The 20,548-nt window shown below is 43.8% G+C and carries 18 protein-coding genes; 8 read left to right on the forward strand and 10 right to left on the reverse strand.

Annotated elements, in window-relative coordinates:
• Nucleotides 1–12 precede the first annotated feature (12 nt).
• The 8 genes from VEJY3_RS08860 (at nucleotide 13) to VEJY3_RS08895 (ending at nucleotide 9,239) form a co-directional block, all read left to right on the forward strand.
• Entirely contained in the window at nucleotides 13–1,440 is a 1,428-nt protein-coding gene (locus tag VEJY3_RS08860) for a lipopolysaccharide biosynthesis protein (RefSeq protein ID WP_014232115.1), read from the forward strand.
• Entirely contained in the window at nucleotides 1,437–2,822 is a 1,386-nt protein-coding gene (locus VEJY3_RS08865; RefSeq protein WP_041170232.1) for an O-antigen ligase family protein, read from the forward strand. The genes VEJY3_RS08860 and VEJY3_RS08865 overlap by 4 nt, the downstream gene beginning before the upstream one ends.
• A gap of 87 nt (nucleotides 2,823–2,909) precedes the next feature.
• On the forward strand, nucleotides 2,910–3,623 hold the full coding sequence (locus VEJY3_RS08870; protein ID WP_014232117.1) for an acyltransferase: 714 nt from the start codon (nucleotides 2,910–2,912) through the stop codon (nucleotides 3,621–3,623).
• A gap of 10 nt (nucleotides 3,624–3,633) precedes the next feature.
• Nucleotides 3,634–4,749: a glycosyltransferase gene (locus VEJY3_RS08875; protein ID WP_014232118.1), complete on the forward strand. Its 1,116-nt coding sequence runs from the start codon at nucleotides 3,634–3,636 to the stop codon at nucleotides 4,747–4,749.
• Nucleotides 4,746–6,176, forward strand: coding sequence for a chain-length determining protein (locus VEJY3_RS08880; protein WP_014232119.1), 1,431 nt, complete (start codon nucleotides 4,746–4,748; stop codon nucleotides 6,174–6,176). The genes VEJY3_RS08875 and VEJY3_RS08880 overlap by 4 nt, the downstream gene beginning before the upstream one ends.
• Before the next feature lie 137 nt (nucleotides 6,177–6,313).
• Nucleotides 6,314–7,405, forward strand: coding sequence for a glycosyltransferase (locus tag VEJY3_RS08885; protein ID WP_014232120.1), 1,092 nt, complete (start codon nucleotides 6,314–6,316; stop codon nucleotides 7,403–7,405).
• Nucleotides 7,402–8,604, forward strand: coding sequence for a glycosyltransferase family 2 protein (locus tag VEJY3_RS08890; protein WP_014232121.1), 1,203 nt, complete (start codon nucleotides 7,402–7,404; stop codon nucleotides 8,602–8,604). The genes VEJY3_RS08885 and VEJY3_RS08890 overlap by 4 nt, the downstream gene beginning before the upstream one ends.
• Complete coding sequence (locus VEJY3_RS08895) at nucleotides 8,601–9,239, forward strand: sugar transferase (RefSeq protein WP_014232122.1); 639 nt, start codon at nucleotides 8,601–8,603, stop codon at nucleotides 9,237–9,239. Before VEJY3_RS08890 ends, VEJY3_RS08895 begins: the two co-directional genes overlap by 4 nt.
• A 195-nt stretch (nucleotides 9,240–9,434) precedes the next feature.
• On the opposite strand, the gene VEJY3_RS08900 is transcribed toward VEJY3_RS08895, so the two are convergent.
• The 10 genes from VEJY3_RS08900 to VEJY3_RS08950 all read right to left on the reverse strand — a co-directional run bounded on the left by VEJY3_RS08900 (nucleotide 9,435) and on the right by VEJY3_RS08950 (nucleotide 20,106).
• Nucleotides 9,435–9,731: an antibiotic biosynthesis monooxygenase gene (locus VEJY3_RS08900; protein WP_041170233.1), complete on the reverse strand. Its 297-nt coding sequence runs from the start codon at nucleotides 9,729–9,731 to the stop codon at nucleotides 9,435–9,437.
• Between the two features lie 74 nt (nucleotides 9,732–9,805).
• Nucleotides 9,806–10,327: a GNAT family N-acetyltransferase gene (locus tag VEJY3_RS08905; RefSeq protein WP_014232124.1), complete on the reverse strand. Its 522-nt coding sequence runs from the start codon at nucleotides 10,325–10,327 to the stop codon at nucleotides 9,806–9,808.
• Between the two features lie 285 nt (nucleotides 10,328–10,612).
• Entirely contained in the window at nucleotides 10,613–13,585 is a 2,973-nt protein-coding gene (locus tag VEJY3_RS08910) for a polysaccharide lyase family 8 super-sandwich domain-containing protein (protein WP_237708162.1), read from the reverse strand.
• 484 nt (nucleotides 13,586–14,069) lie between these two features.
• The gene (locus tag VEJY3_RS08920) at nucleotides 14,070–14,405 is read right to left on the reverse strand and encodes a 5-carboxymethyl-2-hydroxymuconate Delta-isomerase (protein WP_014232127.1); all 336 of its coding nucleotides are present in this window, start codon (nucleotides 14,403–14,405) and stop codon (nucleotides 14,070–14,072) included.
• Nucleotides 14,406–14,540: 135 nt separating this feature from the next.
• A complete protein-coding gene (locus VEJY3_RS08925; protein WP_014232128.1) occupies nucleotides 14,541–14,948 on the reverse strand; it encodes an OsmC family protein in 408 nt (135 codons plus the stop codon).
• Nucleotides 14,949–15,111: 163 nt separating this feature from the next.
• Nucleotides 15,112–15,579, reverse strand: a complete 468-nt coding sequence (locus VEJY3_RS08930; RefSeq protein WP_014232129.1) for an ASCH domain-containing protein — start codon at nucleotides 15,577–15,579, stop codon at nucleotides 15,112–15,114.
• A gap of 698 nt (nucleotides 15,580–16,277) precedes the next feature.
• Nucleotides 16,278–16,736: a hypothetical protein gene (locus tag VEJY3_RS08935; RefSeq protein ID WP_014232131.1), complete on the reverse strand. Its 459-nt coding sequence runs from the start codon at nucleotides 16,734–16,736 to the stop codon at nucleotides 16,278–16,280.
• A 145-nt stretch (nucleotides 16,737–16,881) separates the two neighbouring features.
• On the reverse strand, nucleotides 16,882–17,568 hold the full coding sequence (locus VEJY3_RS24475; RefSeq protein WP_014232132.1) for a hypothetical protein: 687 nt from the start codon (nucleotides 17,566–17,568) through the stop codon (nucleotides 16,882–16,884).
• Between the two features lie 369 nt (nucleotides 17,569–17,937).
• Nucleotides 17,938–18,129: a hypothetical protein gene (locus tag VEJY3_RS08945; protein ID WP_014232134.1), complete on the reverse strand. Its 192-nt coding sequence runs from the start codon at nucleotides 18,127–18,129 to the stop codon at nucleotides 17,938–17,940.
• Between the two features lie 1,290 nt (nucleotides 18,130–19,419).
• Nucleotides 19,420–20,106 carry a DUF4336 domain-containing protein gene (locus tag VEJY3_RS08950; protein ID WP_014232136.1) on the reverse strand — a complete coding sequence of 229 codons (687 nt, stop codon included), beginning with the start codon at nucleotides 20,104–20,106 and terminating at the stop codon, nucleotides 19,420–19,422.
• Nucleotides 20,107–20,548: the final 442 nt, after the last annotated feature.

Here is a 20,548-nt window from a genome sequence, read left to right on the forward strand (position 1 = left end):
GGAAATTTTGCAATGAATGTTAGCCATCTGAAAAACATCAGTTTATATGCTGTCAGCCTGTTCCTCATTAAAGGTGTGTCACTATTCACTTTGCCTCTCATGGCTCAATACTTGTCACCGCAAGAAATCGGCCATCTCGAGTTGCTCAGTATCACAACGGTATTCTTTAGTCTGATTGTGGGCATTGCAATGCACGAAAATCTTTATCGATTTATAGGCACAATCAGTCGCTTCACGGTGCGAAAAAGAAAAGCTTCTCAACTGTACAGTGCATCGCTCGTTGTTTCTTTCAGTCTGAGTTTGTTTATCTTGTTCATTTATTACCTGGTCCCTTTTAAGCTCTCGACGTTCACCAGTGAGCAAATCCTATTTATGGCTTTGGTTTTGTGTTACGAAGCGCCCCTTGCTATCAGCCTTGCCTGGTTAAGATTGCATAATCAAGCAAGCTTGTTCTTTAAGATATGTGTCGTGACCGTATTAGCTCAGGTTTCTTTACTTGTTGTCGTCCTGACATACAAACCGGACGTGACACTCGTTTTTGCCCTCAATATCGTGTGTACCTTTATCCAGTTTTTGTTTTTGCACGTTTTCATCAACTTTCCATTTTCCCTACGTAACAAACAACGCTTTATTCGTTATATCCGCTACTCTGCGCCACTAATGTTGTCCGGTGTGGTGGCATTTGGTTTAAGTGGTGCAGAAAGGTGGCTGATCGCGGGAGCAACCGATTTAGAAACCTTAGGCATGTATGCGATTGCGGCTAAATTCGCGCTTGGCGTCGGTATTCTTATCCAACCTTTTCATATGTGGTGGATGCCAAAACGTTTCGAAACCATGGACAAAAATGGAGGTGAACATGTCGCTAGCGTGACGACTCAAGGGATACTGCTGTTGTGCGTTATTTCTGTCACTGTGGCATGGCTTAGTCAGCTTTTTATTTCGTTCTCTTTACCGGACTCTTACCAGCCTGCTATCACTTTGGTTGGAATGACCATAACAATGATGCTATTCAAAGAGCTGGTCGAGTTGACTAACTTTGGCATTCTCTACCAAAAGCACACCTCTCAGCTTTTGTACATTAACCTCGCCTCCACCGCATTGGCGATGGTGATTTGTATCCTTTCTGCTGACCTCGGCATTGAAGCAATGCTTTACGGGTTGATCGCGGGGCAATTAAGTCGATTCATATTCACAATCTGGTTTAGCCAACGTGCGCATTATCTGGATTATCAAACCGGTCCTATTTGTGCGCTGATAACGTTAACGGTGCTGTTTCTATTAACCAGTCGGTATCATCAAAGTATCGAGGTGTCCGCGTTAATGCTGCTGCTTCAGCCGTTAGGCGTTATCGCTTTCGCCATTCGGTTCCAGTTGATTTCAGGTGCTTCAGTCAAACGTCTTTCAAACACGTTAACTCATTACGTGGGTCGCTCACTATGAATAGTGTCAAACACGCCAGGCCAATAATGATAATGACGCTGGTTACGTTTACGCTAGCCATGGTTTGGTATGTTATACCTCATCCAGCCATTGTCGTTGTGCTTTGCTTTTTACCGCTTGCGGCATTGTTTGTGCTCAATCAGACATTCTGGTTGGTGAGTCTATTTGTACTGTTTTCCTTCTTTCGAATTCACGAAGCCTTACCCGCACTTTATTCATTAAAAATCCCTTTACTCCTCTCTTTAGGAGCGCTTGGCGCTTTGATTTGGCACACCTTGATCAGTCGCCAGCTACAAACTTTCTGGCACCCGAGTATGACGTGGCTCGTCCTATTTTGGGGGCTTGTTGTCATAGGCATTGTCTTGTCCTCTAACCCGGGTGTAGCCATAACCTATTTTAAAAATATCTATTGGAAAATCATCATCATGACTCTAGCCATCGCTTGGTTGGTGAATACGGAAGATGCAGTGCGAAAAATCGCAACCTTGATTATCTTAGCGGGTGGATTAATCGCCGTAGTTGCTTTGTATAATTCGGCTTCGGGGATTGGTTTAGTTGAGGGCACGAGAGTCACCATCGGTCGTCAGTTGGGCTCTGTGCTTGGTGATCCGAATGATTTGTCGCTGGTATTAATGTTTCCTCTGGCGTTTGCGATCAGCTTTGCCACCACAAAAGGTATAGGCTTCTCACGTATTCTTGGTGTTACCGGGCTAGTACTGGCAATGGCAGCCGTTATCGCGACACAAAGCCGTGGTGGGCTTTTGGGATCAGTTGCTGTATTTGGTATTTTCGGCCTGCGTCTGATTCGCTCAAAATCACTATTGATCTTCATCGCTGTGATTGGGTTGCTGGGACTGTTTGCCGTAGCCGGAATTTCCGACCGTCAGTCAGGCGGCGCAGCAGAAGACGGCATCGACGCATCAGCCATGGGACGCTTATATGCATGGGAAGCCGCGTTTAAGATGGCGGTGGTGAACCCGTTTAGTGGCGTGGGTTTAAACAATTTCTATTCGAATTACTACTATTACAGCTCACATTGGGACGGGCTCAACCACGCGGTTCACAGCACTTGGTTCGGCGTGTTGGCTGAGACCGGGTTTCTTGGTCTGGCTGTGTTTATTGGTATGATCATTTCGCTTATTAAAACGAGCCGACAAACGCTTTCTATCTTAAATCAGCGAAAAGGCTCGGTTTCCCCTTATCTCACAGCAACAGCGCTTGCGGTGTATGCGGGTGTAATTGGCACTGTGGTTTCCGGTACTTTCCTAACCCAAGGCTTCACGTGGCCGATTTATATCCTCGCAGCGCTTTGTATCGCTATCTCCCGAATTACTCAAATCCGTTCTCAAATTGAGAATACCAAAAAAACACTCAACAAATAATTTTTATATTACTGTTTTTAAACAATTTATTTTTTGGCACGCAACGTGAAATAGTCTCTTTATCACCTCAACATAAGGGGCAGTATCATGTTGGCTCAGCAGTTAAATGACTTCAAAGTATGGTTACAACACCACGAAAACCCTTCATATCGCAAATTGTTTCTCATTTTGAAATCGATTCGTGCATGTGATCTTCCTACACCGATGTGGATGAACAAGACGGTTCGCACCGTTTATTCAGCGAGTACCTCCATTTGGAGCAACGTGGTTAGGGTATTTATCCATACCCCCGCCTTTAAAGGACGACTTTCTCAGTATGGTCCAGGACTTTATCTCTTTGGTGGTGTGCCTTTTGTTTCCGGGCCACTTTCCATCACTCTTGGAGACGATTGCCGCATCTCTGGTCAAACAACGTTTAGCGCCAGACCCCAATCCAGTGATCCACAACTGATTGTTGGCAGTAACGTCGATATCGGTTGGCAGAGTACTTTTGCGATTGGGAGACGAATTGAAATTGGTGACAATGTTCGAATTGCCGGTCGCGCCTTTCTGTTTGGGTATTCTGGCCACTCACTTGACGCTGATTTAAGAGCGAAAGGCTTTGGCGATCTCGAATGCGATGTTGGAGATATCGTACTTGCAAAGGACGTATGGCTAGGAACAAACGTCACGGTTTGCCCCAATGTCACGATTGGCGAAGGGACCATCGTGGGTGCTGGTAGTGTGGTCACTAAAGACCTGCCTGCTTTTGTAGTTGCTGCTGGTAATCCTGCCAGAGTGATACGTTCACTTAATCACTAAGGAGTTCACTATGCGAGATCTTATTGTTTTTGGTGAAGATTTTGGTGGCTTACCATCGAGTACACAACATCTGGTTACCCGGTTAGCAAAACAACGCAAGGTACTTTGGGTTAACTCGATAGGACTCCGTCAACCCAAGTTAAATATGCACGATGTTAAACGTGCTTGCAGTAAGCTTGTGGGTAAAAGTAAAGGTGGTTACACCGACCAGCGAGAGCATCACGTAAATATTACGGTGATCAACCTTAAAACACTTCCTGCTCCTAAGTCAGCATTCGCGCGTTATATCGCCAAAACCTTGATGCGTCTTCAGCTGAAACCCGTTATCGAGAGGCTTCAGCTGCACAAACCAATTTTATGGACTTCACTTCCGACTGCAGCCGATTTATGTGGAACTCTCGGTGAGTCATCGGTGGTTTACTATTGCGGAGACGATTTCTCATCGCTTGCCGGTGTCGATCATAAGGTGGTCAAACAGCACGAAGACAAACTCGTGGAGCACGCGGACCTGATTCTCGCAGCCAGTGCACCCTTGCTAGCGAAATTTCCACAGACCAAAACTCACTACTTTCCCCATGGCGTAGATACCTCACTCTTTAGTCAGCCAAGCCAGCGTGCCACGGATTTACCTTCTCCAAATCACAAGATTGCTGGGTTTTATGGCAGCCTGTCTAACTGGCTAGATTACGAACTCATCGAGCAAGTTTGCCTCGCGAACCCTAGCTGGCAATTTGTGTTTATCGGCCCAATTGAACTCCCAAACTATCCGCTACCGAAACTGGCGAATGTGCACTACCTTGGCCCTAAGCCACATCGCGACTTACCCGGTTACAGTCAACATTGGGATGTGAGTTTACTTCCGTTTAAATCCAACGGACAAATTGCTTCATGCAGCCCTTTAAAATTGCTGGAATACTTTGCGGCAGGCTGTCCCGTCATTACTACTCCTTTTCCCGCGTTATCGCCTTACAAAGCCTTGGTTTCAACCGTAACTGATTGCGAGCAATTCACTGAGGCATTAAATCAGTTAGATCGTGAATCAACCTCTGAGCGACAAAAGTCAGTCATCAACGAAAGTTGGGATGCACGTACGCTTAAATTGAACTGTATGTTGGAGTCATTATGAACGAGCTAAAACGGAGATTTATCGTCATACTCAATTCAGCATGGCGACAACGGTATGTGATTGTCATACCGATTCTTATCCTTCCATTCGTTGGATACTTTATTGGCAAAATTGCACCGACTAACTACGTGTCGCATACGTCAATGCTGATTCAGGAAACCGCGAAGATGAATCCGTTTCTGGAAGATATCGCGGTCTCAACCATGCTAAAAGAACGTCTAAATGCCTTGAGTACGCTACTGAAAAGTCGCCATGTACTTACTGCGGTGGCGAATGAGCATCAGCTTATTAACGACTCTATGCCACCAGCCAAGCGTGATTACATCATCAATCAGCTTTCAAACAGTTTAACGATCACTCAACCGGGCAAAGACTTTCTTAAAATCTCACTGACCGCTCCCCGCCCGGACGGTATGAAAGAGTTATTAGAGTCTATCAGTGAGCATTTTATCGAGCAGCTTCTCGCACCAGAGCGTTCATCCATTCAGGACTCGTCAGAATTTCTCGCTATTCATATTGAGAAACGCAGACAGGAACTCGACATTGCGGAAAACGAACTGGCTGATTTTAAGAATCGCTTTGCATCGGTAACGCCAGAAATGCAAAGTCAGTCGCTAGGTCGCCTGGCCTCTCTGAAACAAAGCTACGCAGAGAAAAAAGCCGAACTCGCTGGGGTTGAAAAGAGCCTGGGTTCTCTCGATCAACAACTATCTAAAACCAACCCCGTGGTCGGAAAAATTGAAGATCAGATCATCGAGATTCGTAGCGAACTGACTCTTCTCAAAGCGAAATACACTGAGAGTCATAGTGCTGTTCAAGGCAAAGAACGCGAGTTACGCCGTTTAGAAAATGAACGCGCCTTATTATTGAAAATGGAGCAACCTAATATCAGTAGCGATCAGCTTTGGGATATTGCCAGCAGCAATAAATTAAAAGATCTTGGAGAGATTCAACCTTTACTCGTCACCCAGCTACAAAGCTTGCAACTCGTGCGAGGTCGTTATGAATCGCTCACAGAAGAAACAAAGAGTTTAAAAGAAATGATTTCCAGCCTGGAGCAAGAAGCCAATCGATTCGGTGATAACGCGAAAACCATGCATCGTTTAGTTCGCAATGCTGAAATTAAGCGTCAACTCTATGATGAATTAATTCAACGTTACGAAATGGCTCAGCTCACTGGTTCTTTAGGGGTTTTCGAGCAAAACAAACGCGTCAAAATTATTGACCTTCCCTATACCCCTAGTCGCCCGGCGAATCTTCCGGCGATTGTATTTGTCATTGCGGGATTGGTGGCAGGGATTGGTTTAGGTGCCGGTGTTGCGTTATTGATCGAGCTGTTTGATTCATCGATCAGACGCAAAGAAGAGATCGAAGCCATTACACATGCGCCTGTACTCACGCACATCCCAAGAATAAAGCCGTATTAATCATAACGATTTTCAAATTGACTTTCAGCTTGAGAAATACGACGAAAAACTCGTAAACCATTGTATTAATTAGATAATAAATCTGGCACACATAATGCTATTACTAGTTCAGAGCTAAACATCCGTTAGGAGCGAGTATGAGCACAAAGTCCAAAACGATTATTCACGTGGTTCAGCACCTTTCCCCTGGTGGATTAGAGGCGCTCGCACTCAACATGCTGGCGTTTTCGTCCCCACACCAGAAAGTACTCATTGTTAGTTTGGAAGGTACAAAACAAGAAGCAGTATTGAAATGGTCAAAACTGAAGTCGGTTGAAAACCAATTAATCTTTCTTAACAAGCCGTCAGGCTATAGCGTTAAGACGCTGATACAACTTGTTAAACTGTTTTTCACGTTAAAGCCAAGCGTTGTTCATACTCATCATATTGGTCCGATTCTTTACGGCTCCGTTGCTGCTCGCTTGGCCGGGGTAAAAGCTCGAATTCATACCGAACACGATGCATGGCATCTATCAGACCAAAAGCACCGCGCTTTACAAAACCTGGCACTAAAAATCGCTAAACCCTGCGTTGTTGCCGACGCACTCCTGGTAAAACAACGAATTCATCAACATTTTGATTATCAGGATGTCAGGGTGATCAAAAACGGTATCGACTGCGAGAAATTCGCCACTGGCTCCAAGCACCTTGCCCGTCAGCTTTTTGGACTGCCTGTGCAAAGCACCATTATTGGTACGGCAGGTCGATTAGAACAAGTCAAAGGCCACGACATTTTGATCAACGCGATGGCATTACTCCCTAATCATATACAGCTAGTTATCGCTGGGGATGGTAGCCAACGTATCAAATTAGATCAGCAAGTGCAGCAACTTGGGTTAAGCAGTCGAGTAACCTTTCTTGGTCTAGTTGATGACATGACGCGGTTTTATCAAACGCTGGACTTATTCTGTTTGCCCTCACGTCGTGAAGGTTTCCCGCTCTCAACTTTAGAGGCTCAAGCATGTGACATTGTCACTTTAGCAAGCGACGTTGGTGCAACAAAAGAAACCCTTTGCCCGAGTACCGGAGTGTTGTTTGAAAGTGAAAACTCACAACAGTTGGCCGCCAGTGTAAAAACCGCCTTAAACAAACCAGTAAAAGCATCCCCAAGACAGTTTGTCTTAAAGCATAACGACATCAGGGACATGATGCGTGCATACGAAATATTAGCTGAGGAGAAAAGCGCATGATTGATTTACTACTTACCACACTGTTTATTATCAGTTTCGTGTTGGTTATCTATCACCACGTTGGCTACCCTGTTCTACTGTCTTGGTACTCTAAAAATCATCCTTACAAAGCGCGCAGCCATAAAACGCGTGGATATAGAAGTATCAAAAGCGATCGGGGATGTTCAACCATCACTATCTTCGTACCTGCCTACAACGAAGAGCAGTGGATAGCGGACAAAATTCGCAACCTATCTGCGCTTGATTACCCAAAAAATAAGTACAAAGTCATTATCGCATGTGATGGCTGTACCGATAAGACAGTGAGTATTGCAGAACAAACCATCCAAGAAGCAATTTGTTCCGATACACATTTTGAAATCCGGGCATTTAAAACCAATCGTGGCAAAGTTGCCCTGATAAATGAACAGATGAAAACCATCACCAGTGATATTACGGCCTTGAGCGACGTTTCCGCCCTTATTTCCATTGATGCGCTATGGATTGCAAATACACATTTTCAGGACAGTAAAGTCGGCGTCGTCAATGGACACTATCAATTGTTTAAGCCGGGTAATGCAGGGGAAGCCAGTTACTGGAAATACCAAAGTCAGCTTAAGATGCGTGAAGCCTCACTTGGCTCAACGCTTGGAGCACATGGCGCATTTTACCTATTCCGCACGCACCTGTTTGAATCTATGAGTGCCAATACAATCAATGATGACTTTATAATTCCTATGTCGATCGTACGTCAGGGATATATTGCTGAATATGAGCCTGAGATGGTTGCTCTGGAGATGGAAGCCACCAACGAGAAAGATGACTTTAGCCGAAGACTGCGTATCTCTGCTGGCAACATGCAGCAGGCAATCCAGCTTTGTGAGATGTTCTTACCGAAGTACAGAGGTGTCGCATTTGCATTCTTTTCCGGCAAAGGGTTACGGCTCATGACCCCTTACCTACTTCTATTTTGTTTTGTTAGTTCTATCGCCATGATGGACAACCCATTTTTCATGGCTGCACTGGTCACTCAAATCGCGATCTATTCACTGGCGATTGTGATTTATCACCTACCACATATATTTTGTCACAAAGCCTGCAAGCTACTGCTTTACATCGTTGCTGGTCATTGCGCAAATTTCATCGGTGGTATGCGATACCTATTTGGTCTTGAATCAGGAAAGTGGTCTCGTGTAGGCCAAAAAGGAGATGTACTATGAGCAACGTATCCGCACATATTTCAATTTGGTTTGCAAAACGTCTCTTTGATTTGTTCGGCGCGCTGTTTGGTTTACTGCTTCTGTCACCAGTAATGCCTTTTATCGCGATAGCAATCAAACTCTCCTCTTCGGGCCCTGTGTTTTATAAACAGCTTCGAGTCGGTAAATCTACACCAGAGAAAATGATGTTTTTCGAAATCATTAAATTTCGCACTATGTACCAGGATGCAGAACAACATACAGGGGCCGTTTGGGCGACGGAAAATGACCCAAGAATCACGCCAGTTGGACGATTTTTACGTAAGACTCGTTTGGATGAAATCCCACAACTTTTTAACGTAGTTAAAGGTGACATGTCACTGATAGGTCCACGACCTGAACGCCCTAGTTTCTATAGCAAACTGGAGAGTGCGATCCCTTATTTCGCTGATAGAACCTATGGCGTGATGCCGGGCATTACCGGATTAGCGCAAGTCAATCAGGGTTACGATACTTGCATTGATGACGTGCGAAGAAAAGTCGGCTATGACCACAGTTACGCGCTTTCTCTATGCTCGATGAAGTCTTGGCTCAGTATGGATATGAGCATCATTACCAAAACCATTGTGGTGATGTTTGATGGTCGGGGGCAATAGTAGAGATAGACACTGGATTTAATCATTGTGACGCACAGCGACTATCGAGTTGTTGGGCTTTGCTTAATAACGCAAGAGGCTCAAAGGTTACCCCCTTTGCGCCTCTACTGTGCTTGAGACAACCTATTGAAACGCCTTGCCATGATTAGCTATAGTTTCTTTAGCACGCTTAATACTCTCAATGTGTCGCTGACACTATTTAGTTCTATCTTCAATTTCGTCGAATGCTTCAACGGAGATACGTTCAGCAATTTCACGCATCTTCTGCATTTTTTCTGGATTGCGATTTTCCCAGAACCGTTCCCAATTTTCGCGCGTTTGCCATTTGGCAACAGTGAGAACCTTTTCAGGCTTATCATAGGAATGGAGCATAAAGCTACCGAGCGCACCTTCTACTGAATGGTGGATTGATTCGGTCGCCGAACGCCAGGCATCTTGAAACTCGTCCATTTTCTCGATTGGTACACGCCACTCATACACAACTCTAAACATAAAACTCCCTGTAAGAAACTCAGTTTCTAAACTCCAAAACAATACTGAAGCCGCTGCAGCCACGTTAAATACAACTAGTACATATATCCTAACCAGTCCATGTGTCCAACTGCCCAAGTTTTTCCACTCATTGACTTTATATACAAATCATTCACTCGCTCCACTGCGACACCATAATTTCTGTGTTCAGATAGTCGCAACCATGAACTGAGCGTATCAACACGCTGATATCCATTTTGTGTATAAAAGCTATGCAGATCAGATATTAAGATTATGAAATCGACATCTTTAGTAGAAGCATAATCTGCAAGCTGAGATAACATTGAAGAGCCAATACCTTTACCTTGATGAGCGCTGTCGATACAAAAATCGATCACACCTAAGACTTTGTAGGTTTCTTCTCCCACGGCTATCACTCGATAGTCTAAGCCCATGTAACCAACAAGTTGATTACCTTTATATTTCAGGGCTCTCATGTGAGGAAGTTGCTTGTAATAAGAGCGTGCCACTTGATCTTCAGGAAACGACTGGTTTCGCAAAGACTGAATCTCAGAATGCTGCTCTCTCGATAATTCTATTTCCGGGTAAATATCCATATTTGACCTTTAAAAGCAACCACTGTGTTAAAGCGCCGCATAGCTACATTATCAAAACTTAACCCAAAAATGAGTACCCCTGAAACATCAACATCACAGCCGCGTCCATTCCAGTAGACTATGCCATCAGCCCTGTTACGACTTAGCTGCTTGTAATATCAGCGAATGTTTTTGACCGCAGGCCACCATACGAAGACCCTGATGTATCAGCTGCATAAGACAGAGCATCAATTGTCAGACTGATGCTCTGTTCACTCCACTCTTCGGCAGTTCCTCCTTAAGAACTTATTTCACCGGCTCTTCCAATTCACCTTGGATTAGCAGCTGAGGGGTATATTTACCGCCACTGTGCTCTTTGGTAGATAAACCGACATAACCGCCTTGACCTTTCTCGTCGATATTAACCAGAACCAGATCCAGTGAACGCTTGCTGTCCAATTTGTTGACGATATCAGTTACATCCAGCTCAATCCATTTCTGGCTTTGACCATGGCTGGCTGTGGTAATGCCAGATGCTGTGGCACCGTCGGTGGAAGGTAAAGTATTCCAAGTGATGCTTTCTTTTTCAACCCAGTCGCCGGCGTCTGCAGCAAAGGCCTGCAAGCGGGTATCCTTGTTACCGCCAGTTTTGTCTGGACGGGTGTCAACACCTCGGATATGCAACTTTAATTTGGCGGAAGTCGCTTTTAAGCCCATCAGGCCGTTTGTATCAAAGCGAAGAATACTTATATGATCCAGTGCCGGGTTATTGTAGTGATTTTCTACCCCCATGAACCCCCAAGCAATACCGTCGAATTTGTCAGCCTGATTACCACCGCGCACATAAGCGTCCTGAGTCACTTTCAGCTCTAGTCCGCCAGCTGCCAGATCTTGCTTGGCCTTAGCTCTGGCTTCTGCATCAGCTTTTGTTTGGGCTTCAGATGCCTCTTTGGCTGCAGCTTCCGCTTTGGCAACAACTGCGGCTTGGGCTTCAGCTGCGGCTCTTGCTTCTTCTTCTGCTTGCTTGATTTCATCCCTGAAAGCTTGGTTTATCTTCTCCGCACCTTGGTAGAACGGGAAGGTTACGCTGTTACCTTGTTCCGCAGTTTTGCCGTGTGTCATCACCATGCGAGTTACCGCTTCGCCCTTGGCTTTAGAGTCCAGCGTCAGCTTAACTTCGGCGTAAGACAAACCAGGAGTGGATAAGGTTACAATCGGTTCAGCGCCACTTTCATCTACCAACAATACGCTCGGTTTATCTACAGAAACCGTAAGATCGTCGCTGATCACTACGCTGCCGGCCTGATGGAAAACGACACCAGTGATCTTAAGATCGGAATTACGCACGGCCTGCACGCTGGTGCTGTTCTGCAGTACGGTCACTGGCATCATCTGCTGATAGGACGCCGTCTGCTCTGCGGTCAGCTCAGGCACAATAATGTACTGGTAGTCGGCGTCACTTGGCTTCACACCGTGGCTGATATGCAGGGTGAAGACATCCTTAGAGACTTCATTGGCGGAAGATCCACTGCGGATCCGTTTCCAGTTACCTTTCTGCGCCTGATTGGATAGGTGGCGTTCGCCGTTTTGCGGGAATATATAACCTACGCCATCATGGTGCACCCAGTTGGCAGAGCTGATCTCACGTACACCGTTTTCAACTTCCAGACCATCAACCGTCACCTTACCGTTGAGCAGGGTCTGGTTGAGAGTAGTGTTCACATTTTCAGCGGATGTTGAAGAGATGCCTGCGCCTAACGCAACTATCTCGTTTTTAAAGCTGAACCATGATTTCTTCGCTTTAGTGTTGAATGCATCACCTTTGGCTGGACTGGTATCCAGGTTCATATCCATGGTTGTTACGCCATAATTGCCGTTAGACACGCCACCCACGAAAGCAACTTCCGGCTGTTCAACCTTACCCCAGTCATCCGGCAAGCCTTCATATTCAGGCGCGGTTACGCCCGGCACCAACTTCCAGTTCCATACTGGGAAAATGTTGTGGTATTCGTCGCCGCGCTGTTCCAGGAATGTGCTGCCGAAGCCCAGCCAATAGCCCAACAGGTTTTCACCGTTACCACTTTCATTAGGGTAGGTTCGCTGGGAGTTCATACGAATGCCGAAGAAGTGACCATCGGCCATTTTGGTGGAGTAGTCACTGCGCCAGAAGTGTTTAAAGCCATTCAATCCCGAAGGTTCGCCATGTCTGGCACCTGTAACGTGCGCTTTAAAGGCCATCGCTTCAGCCGCACGTTGAGGAGTTAATGCAGCCACCATATCCATCTGGGTGATATTATTGCTTGGTTTTAACGGCGGTAACTCAGCCAGAGGAGTCAGTTCTGGTTTGCTACGGCTGATACCGCGTCCCCAGGTGTTGTAGTCCAGACGGCTGCCGCGCTTCATCCAGCGCCAGCCATCCAGGAAGAAGTTGGTGAGAATATCGGCCTTCTCTTGGCTAAACCGCCATTCGGTATCGCGGACCATATAGGCGACTCGCAAGGTTGCGCCAAACCAGACTTCGCCATAGCCTGCGCTGTACAATTGAGCGCCGTGTTGGTGGAAAGAGTAATCCGCCTGGATGCCTTCGCCATTGGTGAGTTTGACGGTATTTTCCATGTCTTTTACTGCGGCGCCAACCAGAGATTTGCTATGGATCAGCAGGCCGCGGTAGATTACGACCAGGTTGATGTCACTGCGGTTACCGCCAGTTGTCTCAGCATTATCACTCTTACGGACTCCTGGAGTATCTGACATGATCATCGCGGTTTGAAAGCGCTGCTCCATCGGCAGAAGGTCACCCAACATCAGAGCAACTTCACCCAGGAATTGAGGCTGACCAATGTCTGCCCACCACCAACCGGTTTTGAAATCTTGTTGATGCCAATAGGTCAATCCACGGATAGCGGCATCCGCCAAATCGGCATAATTTGATTGCACGAAAGCGGCGCCGATCATCCGCAGGCGTCTTAGGTGATCTCCGGCTTGCCAACCAGTTGGATCTTCGTCGGCATATTCAATATCTTCCCAACTGCCATCCGCGGCCATGCTGTCAGCATACTCTTGCGCTAGTTCCGACACTGATTTCTGTTGTTTAGCGGCTATGTCGGTTTGGCGCTCAACAAAACCACTCAGCATATTCTGGCGCACCAGCTCGAACTCATTGGCTGCCTGAGATTGAACTTCGGAAGCATGTTGACTTTCGACTTCTTTGATTATTCCATTACATCCAGTAATGGCTAGCACCGATGCGGTAATTACCGATAATTTGAACTTCTTCAACTTCAACTCCACATTTATTCTGACAAAAGAACAAAGGAAACCTGAAACAACGTTTCTCTTGTGGTGAAACAATAAATGTTTTATTAACTTGTATTAGTTCTGATGAAGATAACGCGAAGCAGATCAAATCATCCTGGCCGTCTGTAGTGATTTTAATCACAAAAGGTGCCGTGTTGAGTAACAACCTCTTTTTTGAAATGTGCCATTTACGGACAAAATGGGCATCATACATTTCTGATCACCAAGCTATTCAGTCGTAGGTTGCATTGCTGCCGATTTGTACAGACTTTCCCTCCCAAAAGTAATGGACAAAAGCAACGGACTGATCAGATTCGAGGCTTTAAGGGTAACTTGTGAAATATAACGTTCTATTTAGGGGTGAACGACGCAATACCTGAGCTGCGGCAAACCAACTCATTCACTTAAAGCAACGCATAGTAAAAATGCCACGCGTTGCGAATCCCTCTTAAACAGTTTGTTATATTTAAACTATCTGCTTGGCATAACTGTTTCGGTCTATATCGACAACCTCTACTGTTAATGAAGCACTAACCAACTGGATTGATTTCAGCCTGGACATGACACTATTAGACAAAAGCAACTTGTCTTGTTCATTACGACCAGAAAGAATACGCAAAGTTACGTGAATAAAGTCTTCTTTAGCGGAGCCTGTTTGATAGTTTTCATATGCAATACTTCTAACCTTTATATCGCTACCATCTGACTCAAACAAATTCGACTCTAAAGCACCCAGAAACACTTTCTGATTCAAGTCTACCGGTTCGATAGATGATGAATGCTCAATAATACAATGAGGCAAAACTTACTCCTTAAATATAACGCCTAATTAAGGTGTGAACCACGCTACCACCTAACCTAGGCTATTGTGCTGGAAACACTAAAGCAGATTAAAACTGAAAATGCCAAGCGTTGTGAATCACTCTTAAACGCTTTGTTAAGTGCAATTTTTGCCCACTTCCGCTGAAAAAGTGATATCGATCGTGGGACTCAGCATAAGACAAACATGACAATGCTTTTCCACCGCATCTTGAGCTGCTCGCAAAATGTCAGATTCCTTAAAACCGCTGCCATTTACTGTAAAGTGTAAGTTTGCCGATTTATATAAACGAGGTTCTGATTCCGTTAGGGCGAAAGTAACCGTATTTTCTAGGCCTTTAACTTCAAAACCTTGATCTTGTAGTAACAAGACGACATCCGTAGCACTACATGAACCTAAAGCCGACAATAGAACTTCTGTTGGACAAGGGGCTTTCTCACTTGTAGCGTCAACATTAAACGTAAAGCCTCCTTCAGTTGACACTTTAAAACGACAATCACCATCCCACTTTATATTAATACTCATACTTACCTACTTTTTGATGTAACTCTCGCTGATTGCACTTAACGCCCAATTAAGGGATGAGCAACGCTACCACAAAATTCAATTATTACACCGTAAACACAAAAGCCAAATCAAACCAAAACCGCCGAGCGTTGCGAATCCGTCTTAAACGCTTTGTTAGAAATTACTTGTGCACTAACTCAAACGTTACAAGAACCAACTCTGTTGAGTCGTTGAATTCTAAACCATAAGCTGATTTACAGTCTCTAGTGAAGAAGTCGTTATGTGCTTTATACCACCACTCATAGGTGCCATCTCCTTCCCCCTCAGATTCAGCGAATTCTCGACTAACCTGTCCAAAGGGACAAAAGTCCACATTAGTTATTTTTACTATGCAAACCGGGTTCTTTTCCCAGTCAAGCACGATTTGGTACTGCCCAACTTTAGGAAACTCCTCACCTTCAATACGGTACGCTTCTTTGAGGCTGCAAGTTGCACGTTTTTGACCAATAGAGACAAGACGAGCGCACTCATTTGTATTGTATTCATCGTCACAAAAGTAAGTAGTTTCTAACTCTCCAATCTCAGCAAGTTGAGATTCAGACAGTGTACTTGCATAGGCTTGGAAATAATCCACATACCTTGCATCCATAATAAATTCTCCATGTAATTTCTAACGCTGCGTTAAGGTGTGGCAACGCAATACCAAAGCCGCCGCATACCGCCTTAATCACTAAAACTGACGCATAGTAAAAATGCCACGCGTTACGAATTCCTCTTGAATTGTTTGTTAGCACACTGCCCCTAAATCCTTTGGCACACTCCAAGGTATTGAAATATAGCATGAAACTTTTGGCTTAAAACGTTGAAGCCAAACAGACAACTACCAAACTTGAACTCAATCTCAAAACGCAAGTTGGCGAGAAGAAAAACTTGCTTAACGGCCCTATCTTCGCCGTTTTCAAATTAACAAAGGATACGGGCTTTAGAACTGAACGGCTGCGCCAAAGAAACTCAGTGTTGACGAAAATTTACCAGCATCAAAGAAACCACAACAAAGAAATAGCCGGAAAGTTAGAAACCGTTAACGATAAAATCAACGCGAACACAACTCATATAGTGCCACCGGAAAGAACGTGAAAGGCACATTTGACCAGGTGTAAAGTTAGGAAACGAAACCGATAAACACCGAAATTTTTACCGTTGATGCCAATCCAGTACTAACGCCCTGTTAAGGGGTGAGCAACGCAATACCAAAGCCGCCGCATACCACCTTAATCACTAAAAACAACGCATAGTAAAAATGCCACGCGTTGCGAATCCCTCTTGAACAGTTTGTTAGCAATATTATTATTGCCAAGTCTCCCTCCATGCTTGGTTTCTTTTACCATTAAGCACAAGGTAGTCGTGATTTGGTTTGCTATTTAGGAAAGGTGAGAAGTACTCGATAATATCTTCTGTACTTTGACGTAGTTTGAGTAAATCGTCTTTAGCTAGAAAAGAGAACTTAACCTTGCTTGATAATAATTCTGTACTAGACATGTCATAGTATATTTCTAAAACTTCAAGGACATTAGACAACTCTTTACAAACTGTTGTTTCATTGCCATTTTCAAGCACTAAAACTGGTGATGAAACATCGTTCAGATACATAAAGACTAGGTCTCCATTTCCCCACTCTATATTGGTCTCATCTGCTGGTTGCTTATTCGAAAGGAACCTTTCTGCTTCTAAAATCACCTCATTCTTATGTTTTTTCGTAGTTTCGACAAACCTAAACAGTTCGTCTTTCAAATTTCGTTTTTCCATTTAACTCTCCAAATATTGCTAACGCCCGCTTAAGTGGTGAGCAACGCAATACCGATGTTGCTACAACCATCTTAAACACAAAAATCAACGCATAGTGAAAATGCCACGCGTTGCGAATCCGTCTTAAAGCGTTTGTTATGTTTCTTTACTCTAACCCACAGCGGAGGTTACCAAAATTATCTACATAAACCTGCAATTGATAAGTCTTATTTCTATTCACGTAAAATTCACCATTGCACTCCATATCAGAAAATTGAGGGTGTCTCTGATAATTTCCAAATCCATCAACAAAGTACCCATTAACATTTGCAAATATGAACTCATGCTCACCTTTTGGCAGCTCGCCAATTGTAACGCGCTGCGTACCTCTCAGATTACTGATCTCGTCGATATAATCATCGTTAACATACAATTCAAGAGTCACTCCAGAGACTTGATTAGCTCGAGTTGGAAAAGTTTTAACTTTGATATTATATGTTTTGACTATTGGCTCAGGTTTATATTTTTCTAGGAAAATAGGGGTTAAAGATCTAACACATGCACGATAATCTTTACTATCTTGAGCTTGATGCTCCCTTAGTACTTGTTGAACACCATTCCATTCGCGCTTAGTAAAATCTACGCTACCTTTAACAGATCCCAAGCCTAGTGCACCTACTCTGACTTTAACATCGCCCTCCCCCCCGACTTGAATGGATTCGGAGGTGCCGCCATCCGATATTTGGCAAAGATTTTTCACAGTGCTTTCAACAGCGGACATATCTTCTTTGTTCAATGCATTTACACTGAACGTGAAAAATAGTAAGTAAGCTATTAATAGTTTCTTATACATTTGTCCTAACCTCGTTATCATCTGAGCATCATGAAAACAAGTATAGACAACTATATTCATTAAGTTTAGGAGCTCAAAGGCACGGAAACATAACGCCCTGTTAAGGTGTGAGCAACGCAATGCCTAAGCTCCCGCATACCTCCTTAAACACTAAACGCAACGCATAGTGAAAATGCCACGCGTTGCGAATCACTCTTAAACAGTTTGTTAGGGCGAAACTACTTTTGATTCAGAGAACTGACAACCAGAGCACTTATAAACTCTTTTTACCGCACCTAAGTCCCCAAAAACTTCATCCGGAGCAGATGAGATTAATTCGTAGGTGCGCTTATTACATTTTGGGCAAAGTTCACCTGTAGCACTCGTTAACTAGGAAATTTGCTCCCTTAACTCTGCATTTTCGGATGTAAGGTCAGCGATTTTCAATTTCGCATCAGCTAACTCTAAGCTCAAATCAGCCAATAAGTTTTTAAACTCTGCATCTTCTATGCTTTTACTTATTTCGCGAAGCCTTGATGTCAAAGACAACGCTGTACTAATTGATGACAGAATATCAGTCATATTTATTTCTCACTCTACTGCTAATAGTTCCGATAAGCCCTAACGCCCAATTAAGGGGTGAGTAACGCAACACCAAAGCCCCTGCAAACCACCTTAATCACTAAAATTAACGCATAGTAAAAATGCCACTCGTTACGAATCCCTCTTGAATTGTTTGTTAGTACGCTGCCCCTAAATCCTTTGGCACGCGCCAAGATATTGAAATATAGCACGAAAATCCTGGCTTAAAACGCTGAAGCTAAAGGGACAACTGCTAAACTAGAACTCAATCTCAAAACGCAAGTTGGCGATAAGAAAAACTTGCTTAACTGACCTATTTTCACCGTTTTCAAATTAACAAAGGATACGGGCTTCGAAACTGATGCGGCAGCGCCAAAGAAACTCAGTGTTGATGAAAATTTACCAGCATCAAAGAAACCACACCAAAGAAATAGCCCGAAAGTTAGAAGCCGTAAACGATAAAATCAACGCGAACACAACTCATATAGTGCCACCGGAAAGAACGTGAAAGGCACAATTGTTCAGGTGTAAAGCGAAGAAGCGAAACCAATAAACACCGAAACTTTTAACCTTTGATGCCCATCCAGTACTAACGCCGCGTTAAGTGGTGAACAACGCCACCACCGAACTTAACTTATTGTGCCGTAAACACTAAAATTGATTCAAACTAGAAATGCCAAGCGTTGAGAATCCGTCTTAAACGCCTTGTTATGCTCCCGACGCTAAAACCAAAACAATAAAACAAGATTAACTTCTTGCATGAAACTTCAGGTCTTCTGATGAATTTATGTACTTCTTAAAACCTTTAGCATCTTTTGCTGGAAATGGGTTAAGGGCTAGTCCTTTCTTAGTGTTTAGACAACGTCAGTTACTGGTTAGAAAATATCACATTCTCTTTGCGACGAACTTATCATATGTTTTACTCCCTCATCATCTACCCACTCTGTTGTACTGATTTCCGTGACACAGTCACTGGCTATATTTACATAAGTGTAAACACATACAAACCCGACCAAAAAAATGATTAAGTAAACAATGTTTGTTTTTGAAAAATACACTCTAGTTAATCCTTTATGATCAATTCAAATTTTTGACACACGCTTTTTAGCCAACATGAGAACCGTGATTCTATGAGGTTTCTGGAGCATAACGCCGCATTAAGGGGTGAACAACGCATTCCCCCCAAACTAAACCATTGTGCTGTAAACACTTAAGCTAATTCAAACCAAAACTGCCAAGCGTTGTGAATCCCTCTTAAATGCTTTGTTATGTGATTTTCTCAAAGGTTTCTCATACTAACCATTTGAAAGACTTCTGTAAGAATTTGTCTGCATTTTCATTGACGATTTCACCGTGAGCCATAACCAATATTTGCGGGTTCCAAGACAACAACCTATTGAGGTGTTTCCTAGCGTCCGCTTTACCAAACATGAAGCTTAAACGCCAATCCAAAGGCATTTTCCCATTAGGGGCAAGTATACCAACACCTTTCGCCACAACCCGTTGCCAGTAGTTAAAGTCTTTACCTAAAAAGTTCTCAACCAGGTCAGTAACAATTAACGTACTTGAACTGCTATGGTAAAACACACATTCTTCCATTAACGGAGAACCAGAAAACAATTCTTGTTCAATGTCAGACTCCCAAGCATAACTTTGCGGGTTATTCAGAGATGTATGAAAAGAAATATCGCTACGCTTTTTTATCACCTCTTTTGTCCCATAAACTTCTGCGTTTGGATAAGCCGCAATCCATTCAGATAAGAACAAGTGGTGTAGATGATTAGGGGCAATTAGATATTTAACAGAACCTAAACTGTCAATTTGCTCTGCAATTGACTCAGATAATTTGATTGGACTATGAACCCATAGATCTCCACTAGAAAGTCTAACAACCGTCATTCGAGTGGAAAAAGGCAAACCTAAGAACTGAACAGGTTCACCATTAAATATCCAAATTTCATGCGCTAATTTTTCCATGTTACTCCACTCCAATCACATAACGCCCAGTTAAGGGGTGAAGCACGCAATACCTAAGCTGCCGCATTGCACTTCAACACAAAACCACCGCATACTAAAAATGCCACGCGTGCTGAATCCCACTTGAACTGTTTGTTAGTACGCTGCCCTGAAAGCCTTTGGTACATGCCAAGATTTTGAAATATAGCACTAAAATATGGTTTAAAACACGTAAGCAAAACGGACAGCTGCCAAACTTAAAACTAACTTCGAGACGTAAGTTAGCTAGAAGAAAAACATGCCTAACAGCCCTATTTCACCGCTTTCAAATTAGCAAAGGATTCGGGCTTCGAACCTGAACAGCAGCGACAAAGAACCACATTTTTACCTAAAATTTCTCTACACCAAAGAAACAACACCAGAGAAATAACCCCAAAGTTAAAAACCGTAAACGATGAAATCA

Origin of the sequence: Vibrio sp. EJY3 (assembly GCF_000241385.1) — a bacterium.
Taxonomy (GTDB): Bacteria; Pseudomonadota; Gammaproteobacteria; order Enterobacterales; family Vibrionaceae; genus Vibrio; species Vibrio natriegens.

Excerpts from the sequence above, each read along its gene's own strand:
- VEJY3_RS08900 (WP_041170233.1), bottom strand. The coding sequence starts at position 9,731 with ATGTTTAGAGTTGTGTATGAGTGGCGTGTACCAATCGAGAAAATGGAC.
- VEJY3_RS08875 (WP_014232118.1), top strand. The coding sequence starts at position 3,634 with ATGCGAGATCTTATTGTTTTTGGTGAAGATTTTGGTGGCTTACCATCG.
- VEJY3_RS08870 (WP_014232117.1), top strand. The coding sequence starts at position 2,910 with ATGTTGGCTCAGCAGTTAAATGACTTCAAAGTATGGTTACAACACCAC.
- VEJY3_RS08945 (WP_014232134.1), bottom strand. The coding sequence starts at position 18,129 with ATGACTGATATTCTGTCATCAATTAGTACAGCGTTGTCTTTGACATCA.
- VEJY3_RS08865 (WP_041170232.1), top strand. The coding sequence starts at position 1,437 with ATGAATAGTGTCAAACACGCCAGGCCAATAATGATAATGACGCTGGTT.
- VEJY3_RS08935 (WP_014232131.1), bottom strand. The coding sequence starts at position 16,736 with ATGGAAAAACGAAATTTGAAAGACGAACTGTTTAGGTTTGTCGAAACT.
- VEJY3_RS08905 (WP_014232124.1), bottom strand. The coding sequence starts at position 10,327 with ATGGATATTTACCCGGAAATAGAATTATCGAGAGAGCAGCATTCTGAG.
- VEJY3_RS08895 (WP_014232122.1), top strand. The coding sequence starts at position 8,601 with ATGAGCAACGTATCCGCACATATTTCAATTTGGTTTGCAAAACGTCTC.
- VEJY3_RS08860 (WP_014232115.1), top strand. The coding sequence starts at position 13 with ATGAATGTTAGCCATCTGAAAAACATCAGTTTATATGCTGTCAGCCTG.
- VEJY3_RS08930 (WP_014232129.1), bottom strand. The coding sequence starts at position 15,579 with ATGGATGCAAGGTATGTGGATTATTTCCAAGCCTATGCAAGTACACTG.
- VEJY3_RS08880 (WP_014232119.1), top strand. The coding sequence starts at position 4,746 with ATGAACGAGCTAAAACGGAGATTTATCGTCATACTCAATTCAGCATGG.
- VEJY3_RS08890 (WP_014232121.1), top strand. The coding sequence starts at position 7,402 with ATGATTGATTTACTACTTACCACACTGTTTATTATCAGTTTCGTGTTG.
- VEJY3_RS08950 (WP_014232136.1), bottom strand. The coding sequence starts at position 20,106 with ATGGAAAAATTAGCGCATGAAATTTGGATATTTAATGGTGAACCTGTT.
- VEJY3_RS24475 (WP_014232132.1), bottom strand. The coding sequence starts at position 17,568 with ATGTATAAGAAACTATTAATAGCTTACTTACTATTTTTCACGTTCAGT.
- VEJY3_RS08925 (WP_014232128.1), bottom strand. The coding sequence starts at position 14,948 with ATGAGTATTAATATAAAGTGGGATGGTGATTGTCGTTTTAAAGTGTCA.
- VEJY3_RS08885 (WP_014232120.1), top strand. The coding sequence starts at position 6,314 with ATGAGCACAAAGTCCAAAACGATTATTCACGTGGTTCAGCACCTTTCC.